Origin of the sequence: Bradyrhizobium sp. 155 (assembly GCF_023101105.1) — a bacterium.
In the GTDB taxonomy this organism is placed as follows: domain Bacteria; phylum Pseudomonadota; class Alphaproteobacteria; order Rhizobiales; family Xanthobacteraceae; genus Bradyrhizobium; species Bradyrhizobium canariense_D.
On the sequence record NZ_CP064704.1, the window covers coordinates 7,565,728 to 7,583,444 of the forward strand.

At 64.9% G+C, this 17,717-nt stretch carries 13 protein-coding genes and 1 pseudogene; 2 read left to right on the forward strand and 12 right to left on the reverse strand.

The features are described from left to right. The gene (locus IVA93_RS35890; RefSeq protein WP_018455907.1) at positions 1-1,557 is read left to right on the forward strand and encodes an MDR family MFS transporter; all 1,557 of its coding nucleotides are present in this window, start codon (positions 1-3) and stop codon (positions 1,555-1,557) included. 38 nt (positions 1,558-1,595) lie between these two features. Here IVA93_RS35890 and IVA93_RS35895 read toward each other — a convergent pair. From IVA93_RS35895 to pcaF, 6 genes and pseudogenes are all read right to left on the reverse strand, one after another. Further along, a pseudogene (locus IVA93_RS35895) lies at positions 1,596-2,689 on the reverse strand (phosphotransferase). A 48-nt stretch (positions 2,690-2,737) separates the two neighbouring features. Continuing rightward, entirely contained in the window at positions 2,738-4,429 is a 1,692-nt protein-coding gene (locus IVA93_RS35900) for a methyl-accepting chemotaxis protein (RefSeq protein ID WP_018455905.1), read from the reverse strand. Between the two features lie 208 nt (positions 4,430-4,637). Then, positions 4,638-5,228 carry a protocatechuate 3,4-dioxygenase subunit alpha gene (gene pcaG / locus IVA93_RS35905; protein ID WP_018455904.1) on the reverse strand — a complete coding sequence of 197 codons (591 nt, stop codon included), beginning with the start codon at positions 5,226-5,228 and terminating at the stop codon, positions 4,638-4,640. Further along, a complete protein-coding gene (pcaH, locus tag IVA93_RS35910) occupies positions 5,229-5,930 on the reverse strand; it encodes a protocatechuate 3,4-dioxygenase subunit beta (protein WP_018455903.1) in 702 nt (233 codons plus the stop codon). Between the two features lie 91 nt (positions 5,931-6,021). Next, the gene (locus IVA93_RS35915) at positions 6,022-6,915 is read right to left on the reverse strand and encodes a dioxygenase family protein (protein WP_018455902.1); all 894 of its coding nucleotides are present in this window, start codon (positions 6,913-6,915) and stop codon (positions 6,022-6,024) included. A 192-nt stretch (positions 6,916-7,107) separates the two neighbouring features. Then, positions 7,108-8,316, reverse strand: coding sequence for a 3-oxoadipyl-CoA thiolase (gene pcaF / locus IVA93_RS35920; protein WP_018455901.1), 1,209 nt, complete (start codon positions 8,314-8,316; stop codon positions 7,108-7,110). A gap of 216 nt (positions 8,317-8,532) precedes the next feature. Between pcaF and mutS the strand changes: the two genes are divergently transcribed. Beyond that, positions 8,533-11,271 (forward strand): DNA mismatch repair protein MutS, encoded by a 2,739-nt coding sequence (gene mutS / locus IVA93_RS35925; protein WP_247789580.1) that lies wholly within the window; start codon positions 8,533-8,535, stop codon positions 11,269-11,271. A gap of 103 nt (positions 11,272-11,374) precedes the next feature. Here the strand turns inward: mutS and IVA93_RS35930 are convergent, their stop codons facing one another. From IVA93_RS35930 to IVA93_RS35955, 6 genes are all read right to left on the reverse strand, one after another. Continuing rightward, positions 11,375-13,051, reverse strand: coding sequence for a methyl-accepting chemotaxis protein (locus IVA93_RS35930; RefSeq protein ID WP_204514044.1), 1,677 nt, complete (start codon positions 13,049-13,051; stop codon positions 11,375-11,377). Positions 13,052-13,409: 358 nt separating this feature from the next. After that, entirely contained in the window at positions 13,410-14,219 is an 810-nt protein-coding gene (locus tag IVA93_RS35935) for a hypothetical protein (RefSeq protein WP_018455898.1), read from the reverse strand. 67 nt (positions 14,220-14,286) lie between these two features. Beyond that, positions 14,287-14,796 (reverse strand): OsmC family protein, encoded by a 510-nt coding sequence (locus IVA93_RS35940; RefSeq protein ID WP_018455897.1) that lies wholly within the window; start codon positions 14,794-14,796, stop codon positions 14,287-14,289. A gap of 69 nt (positions 14,797-14,865) precedes the next feature. After that, the gene (locus tag IVA93_RS35945; RefSeq protein WP_018455896.1) at positions 14,866-15,651 is read right to left on the reverse strand and encodes an ABC transporter ATP-binding protein; all 786 of its coding nucleotides are present in this window, start codon (positions 15,649-15,651) and stop codon (positions 14,866-14,868) included. Between the two features lie 4 nt (positions 15,652-15,655). After that, complete coding sequence (locus tag IVA93_RS35950) at positions 15,656-16,498, reverse strand: ABC transporter permease (protein WP_247295993.1); 843 nt, start codon at positions 16,496-16,498, stop codon at positions 15,656-15,658. Between the two features lie 231 nt (positions 16,499-16,729). Next, positions 16,730-17,701 carry an aliphatic sulfonate ABC transporter substrate-binding protein gene (locus IVA93_RS35955; protein ID WP_247295914.1) on the reverse strand — a complete coding sequence of 324 codons (972 nt, stop codon included), beginning with the start codon at positions 17,699-17,701 and terminating at the stop codon, positions 16,730-16,732. Positions 17,702-17,717: the final 16 nt, after the last annotated feature.

The window sequence follows — 17,717 nt, forward strand, 5'->3', positions numbered from 1 at the left end:
ATGGCGGAGTCCAATCCCGCCCTTATGGTCCCCGGCCTGCGCCGGAACATGGTGACGATCTGCGCCATGACGGCAACCATCATGCAGGCGCTGGACACCACCATCGCCAACGTCGCCCTGCCCTACATGCAGGGCACGCTGTCGGCTTCGCAGGACCAGATCAACTGGGTGCTGACCTCCTACATCGTCGCCGCCGCGATCATGACGGCACCGGTGGGCTGGATCGCCAACCGCTTCGGCCGCAAGCGCATCTTCATCATCTGCTCGGCCGGCTTCACCATGGCATCGGTGCTGTGCGGGCTTGCGCAGGACATCAACCAGATGGTGATTTTCCGCCTGCTGCAGGGCGTGTTCGGCGCGGCCCTGGTGCCGTTGTCGCAATCGGTGATGCTCGACTATTACACGCTCCAGGAACGCGCCAAGGCGATGTCGATCTGGGGCATGGGCGTAATGATGGGGCCGATCATGGGTCCCTCGCTCGGCGCCTGGCTGACCGAGACTTATTCCTGGCACTGGGTGTTCTTCGTCAATTTGCCGTTCGGCGCCATCACCGTGATCGGGCTGATCATCTTCATGGACGAGACCCGGAAGGATCTCAGTCTCAAGTTCGACTGGTTCGGCTTCGCGGCGCTGGCGGTCGCGATCGGGTCGCTTCAGCTCGCGCTCGACCGCGGCGAGCAATTGGGCTGGCTCGAATCGGGTGAGATCCTTGCGGAGTTCATCGTCTCGGCCGTCGCCTTCTACTTCTTCATCGCGCATTCCTTCACGACCTCGACACCGTTCATCCGCTTCGGGCTCTTCAAGGACCGCAATTTCGTCACCGGCTGCGTGTTCATGGTCGTGATGGGCCTCGTGCTGTTCTCGACCATGGCGCTGGCCTCCCCCTATATGCAGAACGTGATCGGCTATCCCATCATCACCGCGGGCCTGCTGCTGGCGAGCCGCGGCTTCGGCACCTTCTTCGCCATGATGCTGGTCGGCCGCATGATGCGTTACATCGAAGCCCGCACACTGATCATCACCGGCCTGACGCTGACCGCGGGCTCGCTGTTCCAGATGACCGGCTGGACCGATTTGACCCAGGTGCCGGAGATCGTGACCGTCAGCGTGATCCAGGGCTTCGGCTTCGGCCTCGTCTTCGTGCCGCTTTCGACGGTGGCATTCCTGACCTTGTCGAATGAGCTGCGCACCGACGGCACCGCGATGTTGACCCTGATGCGCAACGTCGCGAGCTCGGTGGGCATTTCCGTCGTCATCGCCCAGCTGACACAAGGCACGCGGCGGACCTACGCGATCCTGTCCGAACACATCAACCCGTTCAACCATGCGCTCCAGATGCCCAGCGTCAGCGGCATGATCAATCTCTCCACCGACGCCGGTCGCGCCATGGCCGATCGCATGGTCAGCGTGCAGGCGCAGATCATCGCCTTCGCGCACGACTACGAGCTGGTGATGTTCTTCATCCTCTGCACCATCCCGCTCGCCCTGCTGATCGGCTCGACCAAGGCCACCCTGCGCAAGCAGGCGGCGGGGCCGGAACATGCGGTGATGGAGTGATGCCTTCGCCGGGACGACACCGATGATGTTGCGCGCCTCTACCCCAAAATCTCCTCGCAGCCCAGATCCTCGACCGCCATCATCACCCGCTCCAGATTATTCCACCAGATCACCGGTGGGATGTTGATGCTCCACTGCCAGACTGGCTTGGTGATGTGCCACAGCACCGACCGCCGATAGTCCTGGTCGAGCGCGCCGCGCGTATAGCCGCTGACACCGTGCGCCATCAGCATCTCGTGATAGCGATTGAGCAGCGGGCGTTCGAGCGCCTGCCGGCGCTCTGGATACCATTGCGTCGCCATCATATAGGCAAGGTCGTGGGTAGGAACGTTGATGCGCCAATGATCGAAATCGAAAATGCGCACAGCGTCAGCGATGCCCGCGCGTGGCAGCAGGAAATTCCAGGTATGGGCATCGCCGTGAGCGATGGTCACATGGCGATGCGAATGGTAGCGTTGCAACAGTTGCTCGGCCTTGTCGATGAAGCGCCGATACAGGGTCCGCCGCTCCTCACTGAGGCGATCACCAAGCAAATCGGCGAAGCGGTCGTAATGGCCGGCGAATGTCTCTATCAGACTCGCCGTATCATCAAGGCTCATCCAGGTGCCGATGGTGTCGCCGAGACCCGCATGGTCCCACCAAGATGCATGCCAGCGGGCGAGCGCCGTTACGATCGCCATCGCCTGATCGCGTGAGGGCGGCAATGGCCAGTCAGCTGCAACGTCATGGCTGTCGGTGAGATCTTCGAGCAGCAGATGCCAGTCCTGGCTCTCCTCGTCGAAATGCCCATCGTAGCAGCGCGGCACGATGTGCGACGGCATATTTGGCGCAAGGCGGGTGTAGAAGGCCACTTCCTGCCGACCAGAATTTGCCAGCGACTTGGCGTAGGCCGGATTCGGGATCTTCAGGATGACAGAGTGCGGGGACCCGGCTGCTTCCCCGACATAGCGCAGCCCAAGTCGGATACGTGCGACACCATGGCGGGGTATTGGTGCAGCACCTTCACCTCGCGCACGGCGCCCGCATCCAGCACGCCGCCCCTGCGTAGCGCAGCGGTCAGTCGAGCCCGCTCAACGACCGCCGGCAGTTGTGGAAGTGTCATGGACGCCACGATGCCCTCGTCCCGGACCATACTGCACAATCACACCCCCCGGCACCAGCAATAGGCATCGCGCCGGGCTCAGGCCGCCGCTGTGGAGTCGCGCACCGTCCGGACCACGACCGACCGAAGCTGCTCGAGATTGGCCGCCATGCCGGCGATCGCCTGCCTGACCTCCGCGGCGCGCTCGTTCACGGAGGCGGCGTCGCGGCTGACATCACCGATCTTGGCCGAGACCTCCTTCGCCGCGGAAGTCGATTCGGAAATCGACCGCGTGATCTCGCGGGTCGCGGCGTCCTGCTCTTCCATCGCGGCGGCAACCGAGGTGGCGACGCCGTCGATCTCGACGATGTGGCCTCCCATGGTTTCGACGGCGTCGACGGCGGCTTGCGTCGAGGCCTGGATCTCGGCGATCAGCCGCGCGATCTCCTCGGTGGATTTGGCGGTCTGGTCGGAGAGGGATTTCACTTCGGCGGCGACCACCGCGAAGCCACGGCCGGCCTCCCCGGCGCGCGCCGCCTCGATCGTGGCGTTGAGTGCCAGCAAATTGGTCTGGCCGGCGATGCCGCCGATGAGGTCGGAGACCTCGGCGATCTTCTTCACCGATCCAGCCAGCGTCTGGATGGTCGAGCGCGCCTGTTCCCGACCGGCGACCGCCGATTTTGTAACCGTGCTGGTCCGCGCGACCTGGGTTGCGATCTCGCGGATCGAAGCACTGAGTTCTTCAGCTGCGGCCGAGACGGTCTGCGAGCTGCCGAGGGCCTGGGTGGAGGCGGCTGCGACCGCCTGCGATTGTGTCGAGAGCGACCTTGCGATCTCGGACAGACTGGAGGCGGCACGCTCCACGCCTTGCGTCGCCGCGCTCGCGGTGTCGACCGAGCGGCCGGTCTCGCGCTCGACGGTTTCGGCCATCTGATGCAGGGCCTCACGCTTGGCGAGCGCCGCCTCCTGCTCCTTCTGCAACTGCTCCTCGCGCAGGCGGAAATTCTCGACCGCGGACTGCTTGAACACCAAGAGCGCACCCGCCATCGAGCCGACCTCGTCCTGCCGGTGCGCGAAAGGAATGTCGGCGGCGAGATCGCCGGTCGCGAGCTTTTGCATCGCGCTGGTCATGCGCACGATCGGGCGCATCACGCCGAAGGCGACGCCGAGCAGGCCCGCCGCAATGAAGGCGAGGACGGCGGCGGAGACGCCGAGGAGGATGTAAAGCATCGAGCTGTCGCGGTCCGCGGCCAGCTTCTCCATGTCGGCATTCTGCTTGTTGGCGCTCTCGACGATGCTGTCGATGACGGCGCGATGCGCGGTATAGGCCTCCTTGAGCTGCGCGTAGGCCCGCTCGGAGACGGCCGTATCCTTGGCCTTGAGGGCGGGGAGGAGCTGGTCGGACAACAGCTTCCAGAACTTCTGCACCTCGGCGTCGGATTTCGACACCAGGGTCGTCTTCAGGTCGGCCGAGAGGCTGGAGGTGACCCAGAATGCCTTGCGCTCGTCGTAATCCTTGCGGAGCTGGGCCAGGCGTTCGGCATGGGCCGCCAGCTGGTCGGGCTCGCGCATGGCGAGCGTGGCCTCGAGGTAGGCCTCGATCACATATTCCGGCGGCGGCAGGATGTCGGCGATGAGATCGTTTCCGAGCTTGATATCAGAATAGAGCGGACCGCCGACCTTGAGCTCTTTCAAGGCGTAGAGGCTGGTCGAGACCACGGCGGTAAAGCCGATGGCCAGAACGATGCCGAAAGCAATGATTGCGGAAGAAAGCGAAAGACGAATTTTCATGGAAAAATCCAATGGGCCGCGCTGAATCCCACGGACCCTAAAGGATTACGGTAAACACGGGATTGCATCGCGCGGAAATTGCATCGCGCGAACTCCGGAAAAATACGGGAAATGGCGTCAGGTCAACAGTTTCGGGCAGCGAAGCTTGGGCCCGTCCTCCGCTGTCGTCCCGGATCGGCGCTCCGCCTGTCCGGGACGGCGCTGGGGGTCACACGTCGAAAAATACCGTTTCGTTGTCGCCCTGGAGCCGCAGGTCGAGCCGGTACACCGGCTTGCCGGCCTCGCGCACGGCCGTCAGCGTGGCGCGACGGTCGGCAGGCACCACCGCCAGCACGGGATCGGCGGCATTGCCGGCCTCGTCACTGAAATAGATGCGGGTATAGAGATGCCGCAGCATGCCGCGACCAAACACCGCAAGCAGGACATGCGGTGCCTGCGGCTTGCCGTCGGGATCGGGCACCACGCCCGGCTTGATGGTTTCAAAGGAATAATTGCCGTCCTTGTCGGTGCCGCAACGGGCAAAGCCGCGGAAGCTCGCATTCGGCAGCGCGCGCTTGTCCTGCGGATCCGCGAAGCGCCCCTGCGCGTCGGCCTGCCAGATCTCCAGCATGGCATCGGGCACAACGACTCCGTCGCCGTCGAACACGCGGCCCTCGATCCGGACGCGATCGCCGGTGACGTCGGGCGTCAGCGTCGAGTTGGTGAACGCATCATTCCAGGCATACTCGCCGGTCGGCGTCAGGCCGTATTTGAAGAACGGGCCGACGGTCTGCGACGGCGTGATCCCATTGTCCTGCACTTAATGGTTCTCCATAGGGGTGGCGTTCTTGCCGCGCAGCACGATGTCAAAGCGGTAACACAGCGCCCATTCGGGCTGGGTGTTCTCGAGATCAAATGACGACACCATCCGCGCCCGCGCCTTCTCGTCCGGCACCGAATTGAAGATCGGATCGAACGGGAACAGCGGATCGGCCGGGAAGTACATCTGCGTCACGAGACGCGTGACGAAGGAATGGCCGAACACAGAGAGATGGATGTGTGCGGGACGCCAGGCGTTATGATGGTTGCCCCAGGGATAGGCGCCAGGCTTGATGGTGACAAAGCGGTAGTAACCGGAGACGTCGCTCACGGTGCGGCCGGCGCCCGTAAAGTTCGGATCGAGCGGAGCCGGATGCTGGTCGCGGACGTGAACGTAACGGCCGCAGGAATTGGCCTGCCAGATCTCGACCAGCGAGTTCGGCACGCCGCGGCCGTCCTCGTCGCGCACATGGCCGTGCACAATAATGCGTTCCCCGAGCGGCTCGCCGGTGTGTTGGGTGGTGAGATCATTGTCGCCCTCGCGAACGGTCTCGTGGCCGTAGACCGGGCCGGTCAGCTCCGACAGCGTATGGCGCATCGGGATCAAGGGTTTGTTCGGCGCACGCTTGACCGAGCTTTTGTACTCGGGCGACAGCGGCAGCGGATGCGCCGTGTTGCTGTCGACGGGATAGATGAATGTCATTGGCGAACTCCTCCCCGGCCCTTTTCCGACCGGTCAACGCTTCCGCCAATCATTATAGGATATAACTAATTGGGGGAAGCGGCTTTGAGCCCTATTTGATCGGCGGACGCGGCAGGACGGCCTCGCCGGCTTCGAGCCGATAGACATGGTCCAGCGAATACCAGGGCGTCGCGACGTCGCGCTCGGTCGGATGTGGCGTGTCATGGCGCAGGAACTTGCCCATCAGCGCTTTGGTCACGCCGAACTGCACGTCACTATCGATATGCGGGTCGGCGGGGTCGTAGACCTGCGAGATCAGCACCTTGAATCCGGGCTTGAAGACCAACGCGTGCAGGTGCGCGGGACGATAGGGATGCCGCTTCTGCGCCTCCAGGAGGCGGCCGACCACGCCGTCGGTCGGAATGGGATAGCCGACCATCATCACGGAGCGGAACGAGAAGGCTCCGTCCTGGTCGGTCGTAAACTTGCCGCGCAGGTTCATGTCGGCCTGCTCGGGGTCCTGGTTTTCATAGAGACCAACCGGCGACGCGTGCCAGACGTCGACCTCGGCGCCGGCGACGGGACGGCCGTCCTTGTCCACGACGCGGCCGTTGACGAACAGCGGCGCGCCTGGGGTCTCGGAGCGGACGATCGATCCGCCATTTTCCACCCGCGGCGAGTTCAGCCGCCAGAATGGTCCGAGCAGCGACTGGTCGGTCTCCGTGTTGCCCTCATCGCCATTATTCAGCAGGCACACCAGCGGCGAGACGCCGAGCGAGCCTGCCATCAGCACGACCTCATTATGCGTGTCGGTCGAGAGCTTGCCGAGTTCGGCGATAACAGCCGTGGCGTCGCGGAATTCCTTCTCGGTCAGGCGAACGTCGCGAACAAAACCGTGCAGATGCTTGACCAGGGAGACCATGATCTGGCGTAGCCGTGGATCGGATGTCTGCTCCATCACCGCCAAGGCCGCGGCCGTGACGTCCTGCTCGCGCGCGATGATCATGGGATGCTCCCTCACCTTGCGTCATGGCCGGGCTTGTCCCGGCCATCCACGACCTTCTTCTCGCGGCACCAAGAACGTGGATGCCCGGGCCTTCGCCTCGCCGAAGAGGCTTCGGCCTCGCAGGCGGGACAAGCCCGGGCATGACGAGTCTGGGGCACCCGGCTCCGGGATGACGGCACGCTGCGCGTCCCGTCAGTTCAGCTTCTCGATGGCGACCGCAACGCCCTGGCCAACGCCGACGCACATGGTGGCGAGCGCGAGCTTGCCGCCGCGCTTCTCCATGCCGTGCACCGCGGTGAGCGCGAGGCGCGCGCCACTCATGCCGAGGGGATGACCGAGCGCAATCGCGCCGCCATGCGGATTGACGAAATCGGCATCGTCGGCAACGCCGAGCTGGCGCATGCAGGCGATACCCTGCGAGGCAAAGGCTTCGTTGAGCTCGATCAGGTCGAAATCGCCGATTTTCTTGCCGAGACGTTCCATCAGCTTGCGGGTGGCCGGCACCGGGCCGATGCCCATGATGCGCGGCGGCACGCCGGCGGAGGCGAGGCCGAGGATGCGCGCGCGCGGCGTCAGGCCGTGCTTCTTCACCGCAGCCTCGGACGCCAGGATCATCGCGGCGGCGCCGTCATTGACGCCGGAGGCGTTGCCCGCGGTCACCGTGCCGGGATTGCGCACGATCGGCCTGAGCTTCGTCAGGGCTTCCAGCGTGGTCTCGGGACGCGGATGCTCGTCCTTGTCGACGGTGACAGGGCCGGCCTTGCCGCCGGGAATGGTGATCGGGGTGATTTCTTCGGCGAAATAGCCGGCCGCAATCGCGGCGCCCGCGCGCTGCTGCGAGCGGATCGCGAAGGCGTCCTGATCCGCGCGCGAGACCTGGAATTCCTCGGCGACGTTCTCGCCGGTCTCGGGCATCGCGTCGACGCCATACTGCGCCTTCAGCAGCGGATTGATGAAGCGCCAGCCGATCGTGGTGTCGAAGATCTCAGCCGAGCGCGAGAACGCTTCCTGCGCCTTGCCCATCACGAAGGGCGCGCGCGTCATGGATTCGACGCCGCCGGCAATCGCAAGCTCGATCTCGCCGGAACGGATAGCGCGGCCGGCCGCACCGACCGCATCGAGACCGGAGGCACAGAGCCGGTTCAGGGTCTGGCCTGGAACGGAATCCGGCAGGCCCGCAAGCAGGAGCGCCATGCGTGCCACGTTGCGGTTGTCCTCGCCGGCCTGGTTGGCACAGCCGAAGAAGACCTCGTCAACCTGTGCCCAATCGAGATTGGGGTGCTTGGCCATCAGCGCCTTGATCGGGGCCGCCGCCAGGTCGTCGGCACGCACCTTGGCGAGCGACCCGCCAAAACGGCCGATCGGGGTCCGCACGGCATCGCAGATAAAGACGTCACGCATGGTTGTTCTCCCTGAATGCCGCGATCCGGCCTAAATTCTTCAATGTCGACGGAGTTTTAGGAGGGCGCCCGCGGCAGGTCAATTGACCGATACGCGCGTGTTCCGACGGGTGTGCACGCGAGTTGCGCATGCCGCGGTGCGGACAACGTGGAAAACCTCCCCTCTCCGCCCAAAGCGATAGGAGCGCGGGGCGAAATTTTGTAGGTTGCGCCGCCCATGACAATGCAACAACCGATCCCTGCACCGCCTCCCGACGATACGCCCGCGCCGCAGGCGGAAGCTGCCGCGCGCGTCACGCCGATGATGGAACAGTACCTTGAAATCAAGGCGGCACATCAGGGCCTTCTGCTGTTCTACCGGATGGGCGACTTTTACGAGCTGTTCTTTGAGGACGCCGAGATCGCCTCCAGGACACTCGGCATCGTCCTGACCAAGCGCGGCAAGCATCAAGGCGCCGATATCCCGATGTGCGGCGTGCCAGTCGAGCGCTCCGAGGACTATTTGCACCGGCTGATCACCGCCGGGCACCGGGTCGCGGTGTGCGAGCAGACCGAGGATCCCGCGGCGGCGAAAGCACGCGGCAACAAGAGCGTCGTGCGCCGCGGCGTGGTGCGCCTGGTCACGCCGGGCACGCTGACCGAGGACACGCTGCTCGACGCGCGCGCCAACAATTACCTGCTGGCGCTCGCGCGCGCGCGCTCATCGGCGGGCGGTGACCGCTTTGGCCTCGCCTGGATCGACATCTCGACCGCCGAATTCACGGTGATGGAATGTTCGGGCGGCGAACTCGCCGCCACGCTGGCGCGGATCAATCCGAACGAGGTGATCGTCACCGACGCGCTCTATAACGACAGCGAGCTCGGACAGACCCTGCGCGAGCTGCCGGCGGTGACGCCGCTGACCCGCGACGTCTTCGACGGCGCCACTGCCGAGAAGCGGCTGTGCGACTATTTTGCCGTCGCGACCATGGACGGACTGTCCCAGCTCACGCGGCTGGAAGCCACTGCCGCCGCCGCCGCCGTCACCTATGTTGACCGCACCCAGGTCGGCAAACATCCGCCGCTGTCGCCGCCCGCGCGCGAAGCCTCGGGCGCGACCATGGCGATCGATCCCGCCACCCGCGCCAATCTCGAACTGACGCGGACACTCGCCGGCGAACGCCGCGGCTCGCTGCTCGACGCGATCGACTGCACGGTGACCTCGGCCGGCTCGCGCCTGCTGGCGCAGCGGCTTGCCGCGCCGCTGACCGATGCGGCGGCGATTGCGCGGCGGCTCGATGCCGTCGGCAGCTTCGTTGCCGACTCGGCCGCGCGCGAGGACATCCGCAGCATCCTGCGCGGCGCCCCGGACATGTCGCGGGCGCTGGCCCGTATATCCGTCGGCCGCGGCGGTCCGCGTGACCTCGCCGGCCTGCGCGATGGCATCATCGCCGCCGACCAGGTGCTGACGCGGCTTGACGAACTCGACCAGCCGCCGCAGGAGATCGCCGTCGTGATGGCGGCGCTGCAAAAGCCATCGCGCGAGCTCGCGGCGGAATTCGCCAGGGCGCTCGACGATCAACTGCCGCTGATCAAGCGCGACGGCGGGTTCGTTCGCCAGGGCTATGAGCCTGCGCTGGACGAAACGCGAAATCTGCGCGACGCCTCGCGCCTGGTGGTGGCCTCGATGCAGGCGCGCTACGCCGACAACACGGGTGTGAAGGGGCTCAAGATCCGGCACAACAACGTGCTCGGCTATTTCGTCGAGGTCACCGCGCAGCACGGCGACAAGCTGATGTCGGCGCCGCTAAACGCAACCTTCATCCACCGCCAGACGCTGGCCGGCCAGGTCCGCTTCACCACCTCCGAGCTCGGGGAGATCGAAGCCAAGATCGCCAATGCCGGCGACCGCGCACTCGGGCTCGAGCTCGAGATTTTCGAGCGGCTCTGCGCCAAGGCTTTGGCCATCAGCGAGGAACTGCGCGCCGCCGCTCACGCCTTTGCGCTGCTCGACGTCGCGACGTCGCTTGCCAAGCTGGCGATCGACCAGAACTATGTGCGGCCCGAGGTGGACTCGTCTCTCGGCTTTGCGATCGAGGCGGGCCGCCATCCCGTGGTCGAGCAGGCCTTGAAGCGCAATGGCCAGCCGTTCATCGCCAATGCCTGCGATCTCTCGCCGGGCCCTGCGCAAAAATCCGGCCAGCTCTGGTTGCTGACCGGTCCGAACATGGCGGGTAAGTCGACCTTCCTGCGCCAGAACGCGCTGATTGCGTTGCTCGCCCAGATCGGAAGTTTCGTGCCGGCGACACGCGCGCGGATCGGCATCATCGACCGCCTGTTCTCGCGTGTCGGCGCCGCCGACGATCTCGCCCGCGGCCGTTCCACCTTCATGGTCGAGATGGTCGAGACCGCTGCCATCCTCAACCAGGCCGGCGAGCGCGCGCTCGTGATCCTTGATGAAATCGGCCGCGGCACCGCGACCTTCGACGGCCTCTCGATCGCCTGGGCCGCAATCGAGCACCTGCACGAGAGCAACCGCTGCCGCACGCTGTTCGCGACGCATTACCACGAGCTGACGGCGCTCTCCGCCAAGCTGCCGCGGATGTTCAACGCGACCGTGCGGGTGAAGGAATGGCAGGGCAATGTCGTGTTCCTGCACGAGGTGTTGCCGGGTTCGGCCGATCGCTCTTACGGAATCCAGGTCGCCAAGCTCGCGGGCCTGCCGCCGGCCGTGATCACGCGCGCCAAATCGGTACTGGCGAAGCTGGAAGCCCAGGACCGCGGCCAGACCGCGCGCGCGCTTGCTGACGATCTGCCGCTGTTCGCAGTGCCCTCGCGCGCCGCCGCAGAAGTCACACCGCCGAGCGAGGCCGAACTGCTGATGGACGCGGTGAAGGCGCTGCATCCGGACGAGATGTCGCCACGCGAAGCGCTCGATGCGCTGTATGCGTTGAAGGCCAAGCTGCCGAAGCAGTGACGGTGCCGCAGGGTGGGTGAGCCGAAGGCGTAACCCACCACCTTTGTCAGCGCGCGAGAAGTGGTGGGTTACGCTTCGCTAACCCACCCTATGCTTCTGAACGCTACGCCCTCGCCGCGATCGCCGCCACTTCCGCTGCGGCGCGCTGCATGCTGGTCGACATCTCGTTGGTCACCGTGCTCTGCTCTTCGATTGCCGCGGCCGTCGACGTCACATATTCGCTGACGTTGCTGATGGCCGTCTTGATCGAAGCCAGGGCGGTGACGACGTCTCCAGAGATGCCGTTGAGGCTACCGATCTCAGCGCCGATCTTGTCAGTGGCCTGCTTGGCTTGGTTGGCGAGGCTCTTGACCTCCGAGGCCACCACCGCAAAACCCCGACCGGCTTCACCGGCGCGGGCGGATTCGATGGTGGCGTTGAGTGCCAGGAGGTTGATCTGCCCGGTGATGTTGTTGATGAGCTCGACGATCCCGCTCATCGCCAGCGCCGCTTCAGTGAGGCGCTGGGCCTGGGCATCAGCGGACGCGACCTGCTCCACCGCGCTCATCGCCGTCTCGCGCGATTTGGTCATGGCCTCGGAAATCTCCCGCACCGAGGCGTTCAGCTCTTCCGATCCGGCGGCGACCGATTCCATCATGCCGCGGACGCGCTCGTTGCCCATGCGGACCAGCACCTGTTTCGTGACGTCGGTCGCATATTTCACGACCTTGAACGGCTTGCCGTTGAGATCCATGATCGGATTGTAGGAGGCCTGGATATAGACCTCCCTGCCGCCCTTGCCGATGCGCTTGTATTCGGCCGCCTGATACTGGCCGCGGTTGAGCGCCGCCCAGAACTCGCGATAGCCATTGCCATCGCGCTCCGAGGGCTCGACAAACATGCTGTGGTGCTTGCCCTTGATCTCAGCCAGCGAATAGCCGAGGGCGCCGAGGAAATTGGCGTTGGCGGTGATGATCGTGCCGTCCATGTTGAACTCGATCACCGCCTGCGCCTTCTCGATCGCCGTGATCTGGCCCGCAAGGACGGCATTCTTCAGCTTCTCCGCCGTGACGTCGGTCGCGAACTTGGCGACGCCGAAGGGCTTGCCGTTCTCATCGAGTAGCGGATTGTAGGAGGCGAGAATCCAGACCTCGCGGCCGCCCTTGCCGATGCGCTTGAACTCGCCAGCCTGGTATTCGCCGCGGTTGAGCTTGGCCCAGAACTCGCGATAGGCCGCGCCGTCGCGCTCGGCCTGGGGCATGAAGAGGCTGTGATGCTTGCCCTGGATCTCGGTCAGCGAATAGCCAAGCGCGTTGCAGAAATTCTCGTTGGCCGTGACGATGGTGCCGTCGAGCTTGAACTCGATCACGGCCTGGGCGCGGCCGATAGCGGCGATCTTCGAAGACTCCGTCATGCTCCGGATCTTCTTCTCGGTGATTTCGGTCGCAATCTTGGCGACCATCACCGTCTTGCCGTTGCCGTCGAGCACCGGATTGTAGGATGCTTCGATCCAGATCTCACGGCCGCCCTTCGCGATCCGCTTGAACTCGCTTGCCTGATACTCGCCGCGGTTCAATGCAGCCCAGAACGCCTTGTACTCGGCGCCGTCGCGCTGGTCGGCCGGCATGAACATGGCGTGCTTCTTTCCCTTGATTTCGTCGAGGGAATAGCCGAGGGCGTTCAAGAAATTCTGGTTGGCGCTCAGGATCGTGCCGTCCATGGCAAACTCGATCATGGCCTGCGAGCGGCCGATGGCGGCGAGCTTAGCATCCGCGTCGTTGCGGGACTTGCGGCCAAACATCATTGAATCTCCAAAATCATTAAATTGCGAGACGGGATCAGGTGACGTGACGGCGCGGCACACGCGCTGAATTCCAATCGAATTCCGCCGGTAAAACTCGCGTTGCGAAGACCAAGGCGGATACGCAAGATGATTCAGTACCCATAAGATTCGAATAAAGTGCTAACGAATTCTGGGAGAAGCGATCGCCGACAGAGCAGCCTAAAGCTGCACGACGGTAGGCCTTACACGCTGCTCGGTCGGCGCTGTCACTTGAATGCTTGGTCCTTCAGGAGTTTGAAGGAAAGCGTCTCGCGATCGGTCATGGCGAGTTTTGCTACGGAAGTATCCGGCGACGCCGCGCCGCATGTCCGTAGTGTCACGGCGCTTGCCGCGCCTTGTGCTGCGTACGCCGCCCGATCCCCCACAGCGTCAGATTCCAAACAATGCAGGTGGCGAGTGCAAGCCCAAGACCGACGGCGGAGCCGAACCACGCCACCGCCACGTGCAACACCGCGATCGCCATTCCGAATCCGAGCAGCCCCCAAGCCGAATTGGCCAGCACCGCGGCGGTCGGCGGACCGCCGATTCGCGGATGCAGGATCACCATGATGCTGGAAAACACCACCGGATACAGCGCGATGATGCCGCTGATCCGGGGACCGACCCAGCCCGAGGTCGAGACGACGATTGCGACGAGGGTCGCGACCAGCGCGGCCCGCATCGGCACGTCATACCAGCGCCGCGTCACCAGCGGCATCTTTACATGGCGATAGCCCGCGAGCAGCGGAATGCAGATGCCGAACGCGATCAGATTGGCGGCGAGCCCGGCGGTGAGCGGCCAGTCGAACTGCTTGATGATCGAGGCGAACACGATCCAGACCGCGACCGCGCTTCCGCAACTCACCAGAAGGCTGCGCCGCTGCGCCAGCACCACATAGGTGAGACACATGAAGATCGTCGCGGCATTGACCGGCAAGCTCGACAGCGCGCCCTGCGCGATGAAGGCGGCATCGTGGTCGAGCGCGAGGAAGACGTAGGATGGTCCGGCCGAAACCGGCAAGGTCGCGACCAGCGCGCCGATCACCGGCCCTGAACGCTCGGTGATGATCGACGCCGTCACGACGAACGCCGCCGCGACCATCATGCGCAGAACGAGGATGAGGATGAGGTGGAGCTCGGGGGACATTTTTTTCTTTTGTCGTCCCGGGCTTCGCCGAGACGACACGAATTGTTGGGCGAGCGGCCTTCGCTCGCTACATCCGCTGCATCGACACCGAGACCTTCGGGCCGTTCTTGATGGTCTGATAGACCACGCAGTAGCGCTCGGTGAGCTTGAGCAGCAGGTCGAGCTTGTCTTGCGGCGCATCAGTATCGACGTCGAAGCGCAGACGTATCTCGGCGAAGCCGACCGGCGTCTCCTTGTCGACGCCGAGCGTGCCGCGGAAATCGAGATCGCCCTCGGCGTAGACGTTGCCGGTCTTCAAGGGTACCTCGATCGCGGTCGCGACCGATTTCAGCGTGACGCCGGCGCAGGCGACCAGCGCTTCGAGTAGCATGTCGCCCGAGCAGAGCTCGAGGCCGGAGCCGCCGGTTGCGGGATGCAGGCCGGCCATTGCGATGGCGCGGCCGGTCTCGACCTTGCAGGCGATGCCCTCGCTGTCGGTCGAGCCCTTGGCCCTCAACGTGATCATCGCGGTCTTGGGGTCGGTCTTGTAGCGCTCCTTGATCGGGGCCTGCATCTGGCGCAGTGCTGCGGCGTCCATTTTGTCTCTCCCGGGAAAATCGTCTCTACGAAGTACCGGCTTGCGATGTACCGGCTCGGAGCGAAATTGTCACCACCACATGGCCTGACCGGGACCCTGGGTTGCGTCACGGTCGGGCACGCTGCGGTCGAGCGAACGATCGAGTGACGTCAGCACACTTCGCTTGAAATTCTCGAACAGCGGCGAATTGCGGTCGCGTGGCCTGCCCAGGTTGATCTCGATCTGGTCGAACAGCCGGCCCGGCCGCGGCCGCATCACCAGCACGCGGTCAGCCAGCACCACGGCCTCGTCGACGTCATGGGTGACGAGGATGAGCGTCGGCCGCGTGTCGGCCCAGAGATCGAGCAGATGATCCTGGAGGTCCCTGCGGGTGAAAGCGTCGAGCGCCGAGAACGGCTCGTCGAGCAAGAGCACCTCGGGCTGCGGCACCAGCGCGCGGGCGATCGCGACGCGCTGTGCCTGCCCGCCCGAGAGCTCGCGCGGCCAGGCCTGCGCCTTCTCGGCGAGCCCGACACGCTCGAGCGCACGCGCCACCTTTTCACGCCGCTCGGTCGCGGGCCCATCGGCAAGACCAAAGCCGATATTGTCGGCGACGCTGAGCCAGGGCAGCAGCCGCGGCTCCTGGAAGATGATGCCGATCTTGGCATGCGGCGCGGCGATCGCCTCGTTGTCCAGCGTCACCGTGCCCGAGCTTGCGCGGTCGAGGCCCGCGATGGCGCGCAGCAGCGTGGACTTGCCGCAGCCCGAGCCGCCAATGATGGCGACGATCTCGCCTTGCCTGATCTCGGCGGAGAAGCGCGCCAGCGCCTGCACGCCGTTGGGATAGGTCTTGCTGACCCGGTCGAGCGCCAGCATCGCCTTATGCTCCCGTTGTACGCCCAAAGGCGTCCTGCCAGCGCAGGAAGGGCGCAGCCGCGATCTCGATCAACCAATCCGTGAGCTTGCCGAGGATCGCGAAGATCACGATGGCGGCGAGGATCTGCGCGGGCTTGCCGAGCTGCTGGCCGTCGAGCAGGAGATAGCCGAGGCCTTCGGACGCGCCGATCAGCTCGGCCGCCACCACGAACATCCAGCCCAGACCAAGACCGACGCGCAAGGACACGACATAGGCCGGCAGCACCGCGGGCAGCAGGATACGGCGGATCATGGCAGGCCCGGAGAGACGGAATGTGCGACCGACCTCGACGATCTTGCGATCGACGATGAGGATCGCGCCCATCACGCCGAGATAGACCGGAAAGAACACGCCGACTGCGATCAGCGCGATCTTCGAGGTCTCGAAGATGCCGAGCCAGAGGATGAACAGCGGCACCCAGGCCAGCGACGGGATCGCGCGCAGCGCCTGCACGGTCGGGTCGAGCAGCCGCCGCGCCAGCGACCAATAGCCGGATATGGCGCCGAGCAAGGTCCCCGCGACCACGCCGAACGCAAAGCCAAGGCCGACACGCCACAGCGTTGCGGCGATGTGACGGAACAGTTCGCCGGAGCGCGCAAGATCAACGACGGTGGCGAACAAGCGCGAGGGCGGCGGCACCAGCCGGCCGTTGGACCAGCCGGACCAGACCACGAGTTCCCAGCCAAGCGCGAGGGTCAGTGGCAACAGCAATCCCAGCGTCGGCCCCGCATAGCGCGACAGCCGCGAGGGCGCGGCGCTCTCGGCCGGTTCCGTAGTCTGTTGCAGGACTGGCGCGTCAGAGATCATGGCCGGTAGGAAGCGCGTCCTGTGCGAGATTGCAAGGGCGCGCGGCATTCTCGGCGTCGTCCCGGACAAGCGCAGCGAAGCGGAGCGCAGATCCGGGACCCCTAACCACGGGAAGGCGTGGCTACGGTGACTCGGAGTTGCCCCTTTGGCGCCAAACCACTTCCTGTGGTTATGGGTCCCGGGCTCGCTTCGCGCCCCGGGACGACGACCGAGTTTGCCGCCCGCCTGCCTTTAATTCGTCGGCAGCGGGACCTGATCGTCGATCAACGCATCCAGCGTCGCCTTCACATCGACCTTGGCGTCGACGACGCCGGCCTGTTGCAGGGCGAGGCCCGCGGCGAGGATCGATTCGCGCTGGGGCGCGCCGATGCGGCTGTGGGTCAGCTCGGTGCGCTCCTTGAGTTGCTTGTCGACGACAGGCTCCGGCAGCTTGGTCACGGCGATGAAGGTCTTCTTGAGCTCGTCGTAATTCGCGAGCGAATATTTGCGCGCCTCTTCGTACACCGCGAGCACGCGGCGGGCGGCGTCCGGATAGTCTTTCAAAAACTGCTCGCGCACATTGAGGATGCCCCAAGTGTTGGCGTCGGCCTTGCGATAGAACAGTTTCGCGCCGTCCTCGACCTCGGCCTGCGCCATCATCGGATCGAGCCCGGCCCACGCATCGACGTCGCCGCGGATCAGCGCGGTCTTGCCGTCGGCGTGCTGGAGCAGCACCGGCGTGATGTCCTTTTCGGTGAGACCTGCGCCAAGCAATGCGCGCACCAGGAAGATGTGCGGATCGGTGCCGCGCGTCACCGCGACCCGCTTGCCCTTGAGATCGGCGACATTAGCAATCTTGGAATCCTTTGATGTCACCAACGCCGTCCATTCGGGACGCGAATAGACGTAGATCGACTTGATCGGGTTGCCGTTGATACGCGCGACCAGCGCCGCCGAGCCCGCGGTCGAGCCGAAGTCGATCGAGCCCGCATTGAGGAATTCGAGCGCCTTGTTGGAGCCGGCCGACTGCACCCAGGTGACGGTGATGCCGTCCTTGGCGAACTCCTTTTCCAGGAGTCCCTTCTGCTTCAGGACCATCGACACCGGATTATAGGTCGCCCAGTCGATACGGATTTCCTTGAGCGGATCCGCCGCCCGCGCCGCGGGGGACATGGCAAGAGCGACCGCTCCCGCCAACAGTATGCGTCGTGTAATCCTGGTCATGCCCGACCTCCTCAAA